General features: G+C 41.5%; 19 protein-coding genes and 1 rRNA gene. 6 read left to right on the top strand and 14 right to left on the bottom strand.

What is annotated here, in order from left to right; translation table 11 throughout:
- Positions 1–22 precede the first annotated feature (22 nt).
- Positions 23–1,565 (bottom strand): 16S ribosomal RNA (locus AACQ49_RS03470).
- 631 nt (positions 1,566–2,196) lie between these two features.
- Here AACQ49_RS03470 and AACQ49_RS03465 point away from each other — a divergent pair.
- A complete protein-coding gene (locus AACQ49_RS03465) occupies positions 2,197–2,760 on the top strand; it encodes a gamma carbonic anhydrase family protein (RefSeq protein ID WP_004249682.1) in 564 nt (187 codons plus the stop codon).
- Here AACQ49_RS03465 and AACQ49_RS03460 read toward each other — a convergent pair.
- From AACQ49_RS03460 to dprA, 5 genes are read right to left on the bottom strand one after another with little or no spacing between them, the layout of a single operon-like run.
- Complete coding sequence (locus AACQ49_RS03460; RefSeq protein ID WP_004249683.1) at positions 2,736–2,999, bottom strand: DUF1488 family protein; 264 nt, start codon at positions 2,997–2,999, stop codon at positions 2,736–2,738. The genes AACQ49_RS03465 and AACQ49_RS03460 overlap by 25 nt on opposite strands.
- Positions 2,996–3,820, bottom strand: coding sequence for a shikimate dehydrogenase (aroE, locus tag AACQ49_RS03455; RefSeq protein WP_104459259.1), 825 nt, complete (start codon positions 3,818–3,820; stop codon positions 2,996–2,998). The genes AACQ49_RS03460 and aroE overlap by 4 nt, the downstream gene beginning before the upstream one ends.
- A 7-nt stretch (positions 3,821–3,827) precedes the next feature.
- Positions 3,828–4,397: an L-threonylcarbamoyladenylate synthase type 1 TsaC gene (gene tsaC / locus AACQ49_RS03450; protein ID WP_004249883.1), complete on the bottom strand. Its 570-nt coding sequence runs from the start codon at positions 4,395–4,397 to the stop codon at positions 3,828–3,830.
- On the bottom strand, positions 4,390–4,947 hold the full coding sequence (locus AACQ49_RS03445) for a DNA topoisomerase family protein (protein ID WP_017827503.1): 558 nt from the start codon (positions 4,945–4,947) through the stop codon (positions 4,390–4,392). Before AACQ49_RS03445 ends, tsaC begins: the two co-directional genes overlap by 8 nt.
- An 18-nt stretch (positions 4,948–4,965) precedes the next feature.
- Positions 4,966–6,123: a DNA-processing protein DprA gene (dprA, locus tag AACQ49_RS03440; protein ID WP_004246932.1), complete on the bottom strand. Its 1,158-nt coding sequence runs from the start codon at positions 6,121–6,123 to the stop codon at positions 4,966–4,968.
- A 131-nt stretch (positions 6,124–6,254) separates the two neighbouring features.
- On the opposite strand from dprA, the gene def reads away from it, so the two are divergent.
- The 5 genes from def to mscL all read left to right on the top strand — a co-directional run bounded on the left by def (position 6,255) and on the right by mscL (position 11,116).
- Positions 6,255–6,770: a peptide deformylase gene (gene def, locus AACQ49_RS03435; protein WP_004246933.1), complete on the top strand. Its 516-nt coding sequence runs from the start codon at positions 6,255–6,257 to the stop codon at positions 6,768–6,770.
- A 26-nt stretch (positions 6,771–6,796) separates the two neighbouring features.
- Positions 6,797–7,747: a methionyl-tRNA formyltransferase gene (gene fmt / locus AACQ49_RS03430; protein ID WP_004246934.1), complete on the top strand. Its 951-nt coding sequence runs from the start codon at positions 6,797–6,799 to the stop codon at positions 7,745–7,747.
- A gap of 97 nt (positions 7,748–7,844) precedes the next feature.
- Positions 7,845–9,113, top strand: coding sequence for a 16S rRNA (cytosine(967)-C(5))-methyltransferase RsmB (rsmB, locus tag AACQ49_RS03425; RefSeq protein ID WP_004249887.1), 1,269 nt, complete (start codon positions 7,845–7,847; stop codon positions 9,111–9,113).
- A gap of 112 nt (positions 9,114–9,225) precedes the next feature.
- Positions 9,226–10,602 (top strand): Trk system potassium transporter TrkA, encoded by a 1,377-nt coding sequence (gene trkA, locus AACQ49_RS03420; RefSeq protein ID WP_004246936.1) that lies wholly within the window; start codon positions 9,226–9,228, stop codon positions 10,600–10,602.
- Between the two features lie 106 nt (positions 10,603–10,708).
- Positions 10,709–11,116, top strand: a complete 408-nt coding sequence (mscL, locus tag AACQ49_RS03415; RefSeq protein ID WP_004246937.1) for a large-conductance mechanosensitive channel protein MscL — start codon at positions 10,709–10,711, stop codon at positions 11,114–11,116.
- A gap of 3 nt (positions 11,117–11,119) precedes the next feature.
- On the opposite strand, the gene AACQ49_RS03410 is transcribed toward mscL, so the two are convergent.
- From AACQ49_RS03410 to rpmJ, 8 genes are all read right to left on the bottom strand, one after another.
- Entirely contained in the window at positions 11,120–11,323 is a 204-nt protein-coding gene (locus tag AACQ49_RS03410; RefSeq protein ID WP_004246938.1) for an alternative ribosome-rescue factor A, read from the bottom strand.
- 60 nt (positions 11,324–11,383) lie between these two features.
- A complete protein-coding gene (zntR, locus tag AACQ49_RS03405; RefSeq protein WP_004246939.1) occupies positions 11,384–11,797 on the bottom strand; it encodes a Zn(2+)-responsive transcriptional regulator in 414 nt (137 codons plus the stop codon).
- A 261-nt stretch (positions 11,798–12,058) separates the two neighbouring features.
- Positions 12,059–12,445 carry a 50S ribosomal protein L17 gene (gene rplQ / locus AACQ49_RS03400; protein WP_004246940.1) on the bottom strand — a complete coding sequence of 129 codons (387 nt, stop codon included), beginning with the start codon at positions 12,443–12,445 and terminating at the stop codon, positions 12,059–12,061.
- A 37-nt stretch (positions 12,446–12,482) separates the two neighbouring features.
- Entirely contained in the window at positions 12,483–13,472 is a 990-nt protein-coding gene (locus AACQ49_RS03395) for a DNA-directed RNA polymerase subunit alpha (protein ID WP_004246941.1), read from the bottom strand.
- A 25-nt stretch (positions 13,473–13,497) separates the two neighbouring features.
- On the bottom strand, positions 13,498–14,118 hold the full coding sequence (rpsD, locus tag AACQ49_RS03390) for a 30S ribosomal protein S4 (protein ID WP_004246942.1): 621 nt from the start codon (positions 14,116–14,118) through the stop codon (positions 13,498–13,500).
- 36 nt (positions 14,119–14,154) lie between these two features.
- Complete coding sequence (gene rpsK, locus AACQ49_RS03385) at positions 14,155–14,544, bottom strand: 30S ribosomal protein S11 (RefSeq protein ID WP_002919257.1); 390 nt, start codon at positions 14,542–14,544, stop codon at positions 14,155–14,157.
- A gap of 16 nt (positions 14,545–14,560) precedes the next feature.
- Positions 14,561–14,917 (bottom strand): 30S ribosomal protein S13, encoded by a 357-nt coding sequence (gene rpsM, locus AACQ49_RS03380; protein WP_004249689.1) that lies wholly within the window; start codon positions 14,915–14,917, stop codon positions 14,561–14,563.
- 144 nt (positions 14,918–15,061) lie between these two features.
- Positions 15,062–15,178, bottom strand: coding sequence for a 50S ribosomal protein L36 (rpmJ, locus tag AACQ49_RS03375; RefSeq protein WP_012368691.1), 117 nt, complete (start codon positions 15,176–15,178; stop codon positions 15,062–15,064).
- Between the last annotated feature and the right edge of the window lie 9 nt (positions 15,179–15,187).

Here is a 15,187-nt window from a genome sequence, read left to right as displayed (position 1 = left end):
CACATAACACGTATCTCTTAGGTAAGGAGGTGATCCAACCGCAGGTTCCCCTACGGTTACCTTGTTACGACTTCACCCCAGTCATGAATCACAAAGTGGTAAGCGCCCTCCCGAAGGTTAAGCTACCTACTTCTTTTGCAACCCACTCCCATGGTGTGACGGGCGGTGTGTACAAGGCCCGGGAACGTATTCACCGTAGCATTCTGATCTACGATTACTAGCGATTCCGACTTCATGGAGTCGAGTTGCAGACTCCAATCCGGACTACGACAGACTTTATGAGTTCCGCTTGCTCTCGCGAGGTCGCTTCTCTTTGTATCTGCCATTGTAGCACGTGTGTAGCCCTACTCGTAAGGGCCATGATGACTTGACGTCATCCCCACCTTCCTCCGGTTTATCACCGGCAGTCTCCTTTGAGTTCCCACCATTACGTGCTGGCAACAAAGGATAAGGGTTGCGCTCGTTGCGGGACTTAACCCAACATTTCACAACACGAGCTGACGACAGCCATGCAGCACCTGTCTCAGCGTTCCCGAAGGCACTCCTCTATCTCTAAAGGATTCGCTGGATGTCAAGAGTAGGTAAGGTTCTTCGCGTTGCATCGAATTAAACCACATGCTCCACCGCTTGTGCGGGCCCCCGTCAATTCATTTGAGTTTTAACCTTGCGGCCGTACTCCCCAGGCGGTCGATTTAACGCGTTAGCTCCAGAAGCCACGGTTCAAGACCACAACCTCTAAATCGACATCGTTTACAGCGTGGACTACCAGGGTATCTAATCCTGTTTGCTCCCCACGCTTTCGCACCTGAGCGTCAGTCTTTGTCCAGGGGGCCGCCTTCGCCACCGGTATTCCTCCACATCTCTACGCATTTCACCGCTACACATGGAATTCTACCCCCCTCTACAAGACTCTAGCCAACCAGTTTCAGATGCAATTCCCAAGTTAAGCTCGGGGCTTTCACATCTGACTTAATTGACCGCCTGCGTGCGCTTTACGCCCAGTAATTCCGATTAACGCTTGCACCCTCCGTATTACCGCGGCTGCTGGCACGGAGTTAGCCGGTGCTTCTTCTGCGGGTAACGTCAATTGACAAGGGTATTAACCTTATCACCTTCCTCCCCGCTGAAAGTACTTTACAACCCTAAGGCCTTCTTCATACACGCGGCATGGCTGCATCAGGCTTGCGCCCATTGTGCAATATTCCCCACTGCTGCCTCCCGTAGGAGTCTGGGCCGTGTCTCAGTCCCAGTGTGGCTGATCATCCTCTCAGACCAGCTAGAGATCGTCGCCTAGGTGAGCCTTTACCCCACCTACTAGCTAATCCCATATGGGTTCATCCGATAGTGCAAGGTCCGAAGAGCCCCTGCTTTGGTCCGTAGACATTATGCGGTATTAGCCACCGTTTCCAGTAGTTATCCCCCTCTATCGGGCAGATCCCCATACATTACTCACCCGTCCGCCGCTCGTCAGCAAGAAAGCAAGCTTTCTCCTGTTACCGCTCGACTTGCATGTGTTAGGCCTGCCGCCAGCGTTCAATCTGAGCCATGATCAAACTCTTCAATTAAAAGTGTTTGATGCTCAAAGAAATCGAAAACTTAGCTTATTCATTATATGAATTAACTTGTTAGTCACTCTTCAAGACTTGATACATCTAATTTTTTAGAAGATATCGTCTCTGCGAGTGCCCACACAGATTGTCTGATAATTTGTTAAAGAGCAGTGCAACTATCGCTGCCGTTTCCGGTCTTCTGCGTTGTTGCAAGGATGCGTATATTACGCTATTCCTCTGAAGAGTCAAGAGTTTTTTCAAACTTTTTTCTTTTCTCTTCCCTTTCCGTCGTTGCTGTTGTCAGCTCATCGTCGGTCAGTGGGTGCGCATTATAGGGGCTTCTCAGATTAGCGCAAGTATTTATTTCAATTTTTTTTCTGTTCGCTCTATTTTTAAGCTACACGTCTATTTTTGACACTAAAACCCCGCTAGTAGCACAAAAATTATACTACCAATAACCGTTTTGTCTATTCGTTATCTTCTATCGATCATCATCGATCCACTTACTTTTATTATCATCGCTATTTATTTCAGTTAAAAATAATACTCTGGATTATTCTCTCGTCAGATATACCTGCTCACTGCTATGCTTTTCTATATTACAATTACAGCAAAGTACCGCCACAATATTCGTATGAGGTCAATCATGAGCCATTCCACTATTAGAAGTTACTTACACTTATCACCTTCCATTGCTAAAGATGTTTATATTGACGTGACAGCCACTGTTATTGGTGATGTACGCCTTAGTGAAGATGTCAGCATTTGGCCAATGGTTGTGATCCGCGGTGATGTTAACTATGTCAGTGTAGGAGCAAGGACTAATATTCAAGATGGCTCAGTGCTACATGTTACACATGCATCAGAAAATACCCCTAATGGTTTTCCTCTCATCATCGGTGATGATGTGACTGTTGGACACAAAGCAATGTTACATGGGTGTACAATCGGAAACCGAGTATTAGTCGGCATGGGATCAATCTTACTTGATGGTGCAATTATTGAAGATAATGTTTTGATCGGCGCAGGAAGCCTAGTACCACCTGGTAAACGACTAGAAAGTGGTTTTCTTTATTTAGGTAGCCCAGTAAAAAAGATCCGCCCACTCACGCCCGCAGAAATACAACACTTTATCTACTCTGCTAATAATTACGTAAAGTGGAAGAACGACTATTTATCAACGGCTCATTCCGCCATTGATAAACAGTAAAATGGATGAAGAGTTGACACTTCATACAGCTTAGCCAACTCTTCAAATTCTTCTTCAATTTCCCATCGATGCTGTTTAAACAAACAAAGACCATTACTATTATCACCAAAGCGTGCCTTTAGCTCTTGTTCGGTGATTTGGCAATCAAATAACATTCCATTGACCATGATAGGGAAAAGAACGCAATTTTGATCTTCAAGCCACTGCTCACGATCAGGAAATTGAATGGATTGATTCATTTATTCAAATTTTCTCTTAAAATATTTATTGTTGGATTAATATCAGGTACTCGCTCATACCATAACTCAACGGCATAAGCGGCTTGCCCTACCAGCATACCTAGGCCATCAGATAAGCGTGTACTACCATTTTTTAATGCATAGTATAAAAAAGAAGTCATACCTGCCTTATAATACAAATCATAACAAGCAGTTTTAAAACCATAAGCACTATCAGGTATAGGAGGAATATCGTCCGTCATACTAGATGAAGAGGCGTTAATAATTAGATCATAATGTTTATCTGTAACATTTTGTGGAGCACTAGCTCTAATTGTACCAAATTGGCTAAATTCTTGTGCTAATTGTTGTGCTTTTTCAACAGTGCGATTAGTCAAAGTAATATCACAATTATAATTTAATAATGGTAATAATATCCCTCGTGTAGCACCACCAGCCCCAATAACAAGAACCGATAATATTTTTCCGGGGATAATAAAATCCAACCTAGCTAAATCAAGAATTAAGCCCTGACCATCAGTATTATCACCTAATAACGTGCCGTCATCTAATTTTAAAATAGTATTAACAGCACCACAGGCTTGTGCTCTTTGTGTTAATTTATCCACAAAGCGAAAAGCATCTTCCTTAAAAGGAACGGTAACATTAGCTCCACGTCCACCTTGAGAAAAAAATTGCGTTGCTACTTTATCAAATTCGCCTAATGGAACCAGTAAACGCCCATATTCATAATCAATCCCTGACTGTTTCGAAAAAAGCTGATGAATAAAAGGAGATTGACTATGTTCAATGGGATTGCCCATCACTACATATTTTTCCATAGCATCATTATCCTTGTCGATATAGCTCACCTGTGAGTGCATCTCTAATTTCAGAAGGATTTTTTCTGCCACCAACCTCGCCATTTACAATAGCAATTCGGTTACGAAACTGCTCTTGTACTTCTTCAACACTACGGCATGGAGGAAGTCCGCTTAAATTTGCGCTGGTTGATACTAATGGTTTGCCATAAGCCACACATAATGCTTTCACAATAGGGTGATCCGTAACCCTTACAGCTAAGGAAGAAAACCGCCCTGTTAGCCATTTTGGCGTTGTTGACTTAGCTGGAATAACCCAAGTGATTGGGCCTGGCCAAGAGGCAAACATCCGCTCCCGCTGTTCTTGAGTCAATGCGTTATCATCAATATAAGGTTTTAATTGTTCATAGTTATCAGCAATTAAAATAAGCCCTTTCTCAATGGCTCTCTGTTTTAACTCAAGTAATGCCATTACCGCGCTTTCACTATCAGGATCACAACCGACACCAAACACAGCTTCTGTTGGATAGGCAATAACTTGATTATTTTGCAGTGCTTCTATAATTGTATTATTTACAGGTGATACTTCGTTATTCATGTTCTTCTCTTTTTGTTTGTTGCTTGCCACACAATTTGCTGGCGCACACTAATCTTACTCCTTGAGAAGACCTCTTTTCCATCAATAATGGATAATGACAATATTCGCACTCACCATTAATCGGTTTATTATTTAGTACAAATTGACATTCAGGATATTGGTTACAAGCATAAAATATTTTACCAAACCGAGACTTACGCTGTAATAATTTGCCCTTCTCGCACTGAGGACAATGAATCACAGTCTCATCAGGTTTATCAATTTGTTCTATATGCTCACAAGCAGGATAATTGCTACAGCCTATAAACATGCCAAACTTACCTTGTCGTAAAACTAAATCTGCGCCACAACATTGGCAAGGCTGTCCTTCTAATACTTTAATAACCTGTCCATCGCCTTGAGATTTCAACGCCTTAATATAATGGCAATTAGGATAAGCAGAACATCCTAGAAAAGGGCCATGGCCACCATTTCTTATAATTAAATCACTGCCACATTCAGGACATTTTTCTTGCTCAGATGGATGCGTAAACGGCATTATTTTTGCCATTGTCTTACCTCATAACACTTATTCCAATCGAATATAGCCACCCGCCACAATAGCGACTTTTTCGATAAGCTCAAGCTCTAATAAAAGAGGAGCTAAATCTGATGTGGATAAACCGCTCTTATTCGCAATAATATCAATCGGGATAGCTTTATCAAAACCTAACAAAGGCAATATCAAATTTATTGATTGCTGTTGAGTGGGTGTAAGTTTTTCAATTTCTAATGGCATATTGCTGGACTCTTTTTTATTGGCTGCTGAGCCAACCTCTGCGATATGCTCGTCCTGTAAATCATCATTATGATTAAAGATTAACCACTGCCAAGAGCTATTTAAATATTCCATAATATCATCTGGCGAAGAGGCTAAATTCGCCCCCTGTTTTAGCAACTGATGATTTCCTTCAAAGTGTGAATCACCGAGTAATCCGGGTAACACAAACAATTCTTTGCCTTGTTGTAGAGCATAATTGGCAGTGATTAAAGATCCACTTTTTATGCCAGCTTCTACAATTAAGAGAGCTGAACTCAATCCACTAATAATTCTATTCCTTTGCGGGAAATGACGAGCTAAAGGTGGTGCCATCGGGAGATGTTCTGAAACAAGAACACCCGACTCTTTGATTTGCTCTGCTAGTCGACGATGAAATGATGGGTAAATTTGTTCTAAACCACTCCCTAATACAGCAATAGTGACGCCATGATGTTTTAAAGCACTACGATGTCCAACACCATCAATCCCTTGCGCCAACCCGCTTGTAATTGTGAATTTATTTTTCACGAGCTGTTGTGCAAAATAAGTCGCCCACTTAGTCCCATACTGTGTAGCATCTCTACTACCAATTAATGCAATTTGTGTGCTTTTTAAATGCTCTTTATTACCTGCAACAAAAAGCAAAAGAGGTGGAGAAGATATTTGTTTTAATAGCAAAGGATAATCTGAATCAGAAATTGTTAAGAGTGATGATTCATTTTTATCTAGCCACTTTAATGTACTTTTGACACAATTTGCCTGAAGCCTCATAAATTGGTGACTTTGTTGTTCTGATAGGCCACATTCTAGTAACACTTTACGATTTAGTTGCGTCAATGATTGTAAGTATTCCACCACCTTAATCGCTTTATTTACTGGCAATCTTGAAACAACATTAAGTCTTATCCATATTTCTCTGGCATCCATGCATTATCCTAGTGTTATTTTTTAACATACAAGGTGAGTGCTAAACTCAGCAAATACTGTCAATCCAGACAATAAATGTCTAGAATAGACGTTAATTCTCATTCACATTTTAGAAACAGTCCAAATAAATTATGGCAGTATTACACGTATTACATTATCCAGACGAGCGCCTTCGCACCATTGCAAAGCCAGTCGAAAAAGTTGATGCCGAAATTCAAAAAATTGTCGATGATATGTTTGAAACAATGTATTTGGAAGAAGGTATCGGTTTAGCTGCGACACAGGTGGATATCCACCAGCGCATCATCGTCATTGATATCTCTGAAACACGAGATCAAAAACTGGTACTCATTAATCCAGAACTTCTTGATCAGGAAGGTGATACCGGAATAGAGGAAGGTTGTTTATCAATACCTGAACAACGCGCATTTGTGCCTCGTGCAGAGCGCGTAAAAGTAAGAGCGCTTGATTACAACGGACAACCTTTTGAATTAGAAGCTGATGACTTACTCGCTATTTGTATTCAACATGAGATGGATCATTTAGTTGGCAAATTATTTGTGGATTATTTATCTCCATTAAAACGCCAACGTATCCGCCAAAAAGTTGAAAAGCTCGATAAGAGAAGAGCAAAAGCGGGACAATAGTGATTTACTTGTAACAGGAAAAAAACGTGTCTGATTCATTACGTATTATCTTTGCGGGAACACCCGACTTTGCAGCCCGACATTTAGCTGCTCTGTTATCAACTCAACATCATATTGTTGGGGTATTAACGCCACCAGATAAACCCGCAGGAAGAGGTAAGAAGCTGACGATTAATCCAGTGAAAGAACTGGCATTAACTAATAACATTCCTGTTTATCAACCGACATCGTTAAAACCAGAAGAGAATCATGAGTGGATCAAAGCACTACAACCTGACGTTATGATTGTTGTTGCTTATGGTATGATTTTACCCAAAGCAGTACTTGATATCCCTCGTTTAGGTTGCTTAAACGTCCATGGCTCTCTTCTACCTAAATGGCGAGGTGCTGCACCTATCCAACGTGCCTTATGGGCGGGCGATACAGAAACTGGCGTCACCATTATGCAAATGGATGTTGGTTTAGATACTGGCGATATGCTTTATAAAGCATCATGCCCAATTACTCATCAAGACACGAGTGCTTCTCTTTATGCTAAATTAGCAGAGCTGGGGCCTAAAGCACTAATTAATACATTAGATCTTATCATTAGCGGTGAGTTAAAAGCGGAAAAACAAGATGATAGCCTAGCGAATTACGCAGAAAAGCTATCAAAGGAAGAAGCAAAAATTAATTGGTCGTTATCTGCACAACAGATAGAACGTTGTATTAGAGCGTTTAATCCATGGCCTATGAGCTTTTTTATGCTCGATGATCAGCCGGTGAAAGTATGGGAAGCACAAGTTATCGCGTCGGATAATACCAATCAAATACCAGGTACATTATTGAAAGCAGATAAAACAGGCATTTATATCGTAACAGGTGAAGGCATTTTAAATATCACCAAGCTTCAACCATCAGGTAAAAAACCTATGGCATCAGCCGATTTCCTAAATTCCAAAAGAGATTGGTTTACCCCTGGGAAAATCATTCAATAATGATACTACCCCTTGAAATAACAATATTTCAGGGGGATCTTTTTTTTACGCCAATATTATTCTTCTCTGGCGGCCAATATATAAACGCTAATTCACTATGAAAACGTCATACAACTTACGCAGTATTGCAGCAAAGGCAATAGCTCAAGTTTTAGATCAAGGCTTATCATTAAGTTCGGTGATCCCTGAATTACAAAAAAACATTTCAGATAAAGACAAAGCGCTCTTGCAAGAGCTCTGCTTTGGTACCTTACGTACCTTACCCCAGCTAGAATGGATCATCCAACAACTAATGGATAAACCACTGAAAGGTAAACAACGAATTTTACATTACCTCATTATGGTCGGTTTATATCAGCTCCTTTATACTCGAGTTCCTGCCCATGCAGCACTCGCTGAAACTGTTAATGGTGCTATCGCACTGAAAAAACCACAATTAAAAGGGTTAATTAACGGTGTATTACGCCAATTTCAGCGTCAACAAGATGTATTAATGGAACGTTTCCAAAATAATGATAGCCGCTATTTGCACCCTTCTTGGTTACTTACACGAATAAAAAACGCCTACCCTGAGCTATGGGAAAGTATTATTGAAGGAAATAACCAAAAGCCACCAATGTGGTTACGGGTAAATCAAATACATCATTCACGTGAACAGTACTTAGCGCTGCTTGAAAAAGAAGGGATCAGCGCGTTCTCCGATGACCACCATCCCAATGCTATTCGTTTAGAAACACCTTGTAATGTTCACCTGTTACCAGGGTTTAATGAGGGCTGGGTCACTGTTCAAGACCGCAGCGCTCAGCGTTGTGCAGAATTATTAGCGCCACAAAATAACGAACAAATTCTTGATTTATGTGCAGCCCCTGGGGGAAAAACAACCCATATCTTAGAAATAGCCCCTAAAGCGCATGTTCTCGCCATTGATATCGATGAGCAACGTTTAGCCAGAGTTAAAGAAAATCTAAACCGCTTAAAACTACATGCCACAGTCAAAAGTGGTGATGGACGTTATCCAGAGCAATGGTGTGCAAATATGCAATTTGACAGGATCTTACTTGATGCTCCTTGCTCAGCAACTGGCGTTATACGTCGCCATCCAGATATCAAATGGCTACGTCGTAATGAAGACATAGCTCAGTTAGCGCAAATTCAAAAAGAAATATTACATGCTATATGGCCATACCTAAAATCAGGCGGCACATTAGTTTATGCTACTTGTTCTATTTTACCGGAAGAAAATAGCCAACAAATTGCAGCCTTCTTATCGTCAATGCAAGATGCTCAATGTGACTATCAGCATCAATGCTTACCGGAGCAATATAGCGGTGATGGCTTCTTTTATGCGCTGATCAACAAAAAATGATCTTCTGATAAAAGATGATATCAGATCTAAAAGAAGCTACTATTCCAACACAAGCTCGATGTGAACAGACATTGATCTTGTATTTGTTAATCGAATATTCTGAGAACTGACGATGAAAATTATTATCTTAGGCGCAGGTCAAGTGGGTGGCACTCTCGCTGAAAATCTTGTCGGTGAGAATAACGATATTACTGTTGTCGATACTGATGCTACCCGTTTACGTCAACTTCAAGATAAATTTGATTTAAGAGTTGTAAATGGTCATGGATCTCATCCGAGAGTCTTAAGAGAAGCGGGGGCTGAAGATGCGGATATGCTAGTTGCCGTCACAAATTCTGACGAAACAAATATGATAGCATGCCAAGTCGCTTATACTTTATTTAATACTCCCAATAAAGTTGCTCGTATCCGAGCCTCTGAATTTGTTCGTGAAGCAGATAAACTTTTTTTACCAGAAGCAATTCCTATTGATTACCTCATCTCCCCTGAACACCTCGTTATAGATTATATCTATAAACTAATTCAATACCCCGGTGCCCTACAGGTAGTAAACTTTGCTGAAGGTCAAGTCAGTATCGTGGCAGTAAAAGCCTACTATGGTGGATCACTTGTGGGTAATGCACTATCCACTCTACGTGATCATATGCCACATATTGATACTCGTGTTGCGGCTATCTTTCGCCAAGATAGACCTATTCGCCCTCAAGGATCGACCATTATTGAAGCGGGTGATGAGGTCTTTTTCGTGGTGGCATCACAACATATTCGCGCAGTAATGAGTGAGCTACAACGATTAGAAAAACCTTATAAACGCATTATGATTGTTGGTGGCGGAAACGTTGGAGCAGGATTAGCGGCAAGATTAGAAAAAGATTATAGCGTTAAGCTGATTGAGCATAATCAACAACGTGCTACCGAGTTAGCAGAGCTCCTCCATGATACTATCGTGTTTTATGGTGATGCATCTGATCAAGAGCTACTCGCTGAAGAGCATATTGAGCAAATCGATGTCTTTATTGCACTCACTAATGATGATGAAGCAAATATCATGTCCGCAATGCTCGCAAAACGTATGGGGGCAAAAAAAGCCATGGTACTTATTCAACGCAGTGCTTATGTTGATTTAGTCCAAGGTGGAGTCATTGATATTGCCATCTCTCCGCAACAAGCCACTATTTCAGCACTATTAGGTCATGTTCGCAAAGCAGATATTGTCAGTGTCTCCTCATTACGTCGCGGTGTTGCTGAAGCTATTGAAGCCATTGCACATGGTGATGAAAATACCTCAAAAGTTGTCGGTAGACGTATTCAAGATATCAAACTTCCGCCAGGCACAATTATCGGCGCCATTGTCCGCAATGAAGATGTCATTATTGCCAATGCAAGTCACTCAATAGAACAAGGTGACCATGTGATCATGTTTATTACAGATAAAAAATATGTTCCTGAAGTAGAAAAACTGTTCCAACCTAGTCCATTTTTCTTATAACTCTAGTGTAGAAATAAGAATAGTAGTGATTGTTACTGATACTGATCTATTATTATTATCTAAACACATATTTTTATATCTAGATCCATACTAATAAGGGGTGGTTATGGCTTTTTTCAAAGAGTTTCGTGAATTTGCAATGAAAGGCAATGTTGTTGACATGGCAGTCGGTGTCATCATTGGTGCCGCATTCGGAAAAATTGTTTCATCCTTAGTAGCTGATGTGATTATGCCTCCATTAGGCTTACTCATTGGAGGGATCGATTTTAAACAATTTAGTTTAGTACTAAGAGAGGCTCATGGGGATATACCTGCCGTTATCTTAAACTATGGTGCCTTTATACAAACTGTTTTTGATTTTGCCATTGTCGCGTTTGCTATTTTCTGTGCGATTAAATTAATTAATAAGATGCGCAGACAAGAAGAAGAGCAACCTAAAGCACCACCTGCACCTTCAGCAGAAGAAACTTTATTAACAGAAATCCGTGATCTATTAAAAAATCAGCAAAAATAAAAACTAAAAGGCCAGTGATAACAATTGAAAATATTTGTTATCACTGGCCTCCCAGTTACCTTTCTTATTATGTTTTGCCTTTCTCATATAGCTGCCTTTGCCTTTCTTATTTTTTTCTACCCGTTGTCTAAATAAAGGATCATGAACAAGTGCAGCTAACGCATTATCTTTGATCACACCTTTTTGGTGCTGATATTTGCTAGACATAAAAACCTCTTAAATTATTAAAGAACATAAAGCATAGAACAACAATCTTCAGTGCAGATATTATTGCTTTGTCGCTCCAGATTCAAGTATTTCTAGAATTGAACAATATGTACTTTCATGAGCGGTTCCACAGCAAGCATTGCTTAACATTTTTAAAGAATCACGCATCTTTTCCATTTCTTTTAGACGAGCCTCAACTTCTGCTAGCCTAGCATCAACAATATGTTTTGATTCTACACAAGTATGATGCGCAGGATCGACTCTAATTGAAAGTAACTCAGTAATAGCATCCAGAGTAAAGCCTAACTCTTTGGCATAACGAATAAAGCGTAATCTTTGCAAATCTTGTTCTGTATACAGACGATAGCCACCTTCTGTCCGTCTATCATGTTCCATCAATCCTTGTTTTTCATAAAAACGGATAGTATCTGTTGTAACATTCGCTAATTTTGCAATTTGGCCGATGCGATACATTGATCACTCCTCAAACTAATGATAAGTAAGCATAACAAATAACCAAAAAAATAGAATTGAAATATAGTGCGATACTTAATACTTACTTTCGCACAATAGCAGCATATTCAAAAGTAAATATATAGCACCCACATAAATAAAGAAGTAGCGAGTCATTAAAGGGAGGAACCAATAAATTTAAATTTATTGCTAATCTATAGCAATAAAAAAACCGGATTAAAAAATCCGGTCTTTTTATTCGCTTCGCTAAATAATAATTTATTATTCAGCAGCTGCTTCTGTTTCAGAATCAGCACGGTCAACAAGCTCAATGTAAGCCATTGGAGCATTGTCACCTGCACGGAAGCCACACTTCAGAATACGAGTGTAACCACCTGCACGGCTCGCAAAACGCGGACCTAATACTGTAAACAGTTTTGCCACGACTTCGTTGTCACGAGTACGGGCGAATGCCAGACGACGATTAGCTACGCTGTCGGTCTTGGCAAGAGTAATCAGCGGCTCAACGACGCGACGCAGTTCTTTCGCTTTAGGCAAAGTTGTCTTGATGATTTCATGACGAACTAAAGAACCTGCCATGTTGCGAAACATAGCCTGACGATGGCTGCTGTTGCGGTTCAATTGACGACCACTCTTACGATGGCGCATGACCTTATCCTTCTCAGTAAAACCTTAACCTGTGATCTTATTCATCAGCGATACTTGCAGGTGGCCAATTCTCAAGGCGCATGCCCAGAGATAAACCACGCGACGCCAGTACGTCTTTAATCTCAGTAAGAGATTTCTTACCAAGGTTAGGCGTCTTAAGTAATTCAACTTCAGTACGCTGTACCAGATCACCGATGTAGTGGATTGCTTCTGCCTTCAGACAGTTAGCAGAGCGGACAGTCAATTCAAGATCGTCAACTGGGCGCAGCAGGATCGGATCGAACTCTGGCTTCTCTTCTTTAACTTCAGGCTGACGAACATCACGTAAGTCAACAAAAGCTTCAAGCTGTTCAGCCAGGATAGTCGCTGCACGGCGAATCGATTCTTCTGGATCGATAGTACCGTTAGTCTCCATCTCGATTACCAGCTTATCCAAGTCGGTACGTTGTTCAACACGCGCTGCTTCCACAGTATAAGCGATTCGCTCAACTGGGCTATAACACGCATCTACTAGTAAACGACCGATAGGGCGCTCATCTTCTTCCGAATGAATTCGGGCAGAAGCCGGCACATAACCACGACCACGCTGAACTTTGATACGCATATTAATAGATGCGTTTTCGTCTGTAAGGTGGCAGATAACGTGCTGCGGCTTGACGATTTCGACATCACCGTCATGGATGATATCGGCTGCAATAACAGGGCCAATGCCAGATTTGCTCAAAGTAAGAATTACTTCATCTTTACCATGAACTTTTACCGCCAACCCCTTAAGGTTGAGCAGTATTTCTAGGATATCTTCCTGAACACCTTCTTTGGTGCTGTACTCATGCAGTACACCATCAATCTCAACCTCTGTTACCGCACAACCCGGCATAGACGAAAGCAGAATACGGCGCAGTGCGTTACCTAGAGTGTGGCCGAAGCCTCGCTCTAATGGCTCAAGGGTCACCTTGGCGTGCGTCGAACTCACTTGCTCGATATCAACCAGGCGCGGTTTTAGAAACTCTGTCACAGAACCCTGCATTGTGTCCTCTCTTTGGTGCTAAGCCTTACTTGGAGTAAAGCTCGACGATCAGGTGCTCGTTAATGTCCGCAGACAAGTCAGTACGTTCAGGAATACGTTTGAACACACCTTCCATCTTAGCAGCATCAACTTCCAGCCATGTTGGCTTTTCACGCTGTTCAGCCAGCTCTAAAGCAGCCTTAATACGAGACTGTTTTTTCGATTTTTCACGAACGCTGACTACGTCATTCGGGGAAACCTGATAAGAAGCAATATTAACCACGCGACCATTTACCATGATTGCTTTGTGGCTAACCATCTGACGTGCTTCTGCGCGAGTTGCGCCAAAGCCCATACGATAAACAACGTTATCCAGACGACCTTCTAACAGAGTAAGTAAGTTCTCACCTGTGTTGCCTTTCAGACGTGTTGCTTCTTTGTAGTAGTTACGGAATTGACGCTCTAGAACACCGTAAATACGACGTACTTTTTGTTTTTCACGTAACTGAACACCGTAATCAGACAGACGCGGTTTACGTGCGCCGTGCTGACCTGGTGCTTGTTCCAGTTTACACTTGGTGTCAATCGCCCGAACGCCAGATTTCAGAAATAAATCTGTACCTTCGCGACGGCTCAGCTTGAGCTTAGGACCCAAATATCTTGCCATTTTCTTTCTCCAACTATCCTAAAAACGAAACCGTTATTAAACGCGACGTTTTTTCGGTGGACGACAACCGTTATGAGGAATCGGAGTCACATCAGTAATATTAGTGATGCGGAAACCAGCCGCGTTTAATGCACGGATAGTTGACTCACGACCAGGACCAGGTCCTTTTACCATAACTTCCAAGTTCTTAATTCCGTACTCTTTAACAGCTTCAGCGCAACGTTCTGCTGCAACCTGAGCCGCAAACGGAGTAGATTTACGAGAACCACGGAAACCGGAACCACCGGCAGTAGCCCAACCCAACGCGTTACCTTGACGGTCTGTAATAGTAACGATTGTGTTGTTGAAAGAAGCATGGATATGAGCCACACCGTCAGAGACTTGTTTTCTTACACGCTTACGTGCACGAATAGGTGCTTTTGCCATTGTTCAAATACCCCGATTATTTCTTGATCGGCTTACGCGGACCCTTACGGGTACGTGCGTTAGTCTTAGTACGCTGACCGCGAACTGGTAGACCACGACGATGACGTAAACCACGGTAAGTACCAAGATCCATCAGACGTTTGATGCTCAGGGTAACTTCACGACGTAGATCACCTTCTACAACGTATTTGGCAACTTCGTCACGCAGCTTGTCGATTTGCTCTTCAGACAGCTCACTGATCTTAACATTTTCAGCAATACCCGTTGCTTCACAGATAGCCTGTGAACGAGTTTTACCAATGCCGTAAATCGATGTTAAAGCGATTACGGTATGTTTATGATCAGGAATGTTAATGCCTGCTATACGGGCCACTATGCACTCCTAAATTAACTTTATACAGTACTATTCTGAAAAGCCCGTTTTCAGGATACTCAAACAATACTGTATGATTATAAATGATTGGGCTGGCTAATTTAGCCAGCTCAACCGAACTTTGCAAGAAAAAAATGCAATAATTTAGCCTTGACGCTGTTTATGCTTAGGGTCAACACTGCAAATTACACGCACGTGGCCGTGACGTCTAACGATTTTGCAGTTACGGCACATTTTCTTGACGGAAGCACGAACTTTCATTTTTACTCT

Origin of the sequence: Proteus sp. G2675 (assembly GCF_963886535.1) — a bacterium.
Classification (GTDB): domain Bacteria; phylum Pseudomonadota; class Gammaproteobacteria; order Enterobacterales; family Enterobacteriaceae; genus Proteus; species Proteus mirabilis.
Note: the sequence above shows the minus strand (reverse complement) of the source record. Positions and strands in the feature narration are given on the sequence as shown.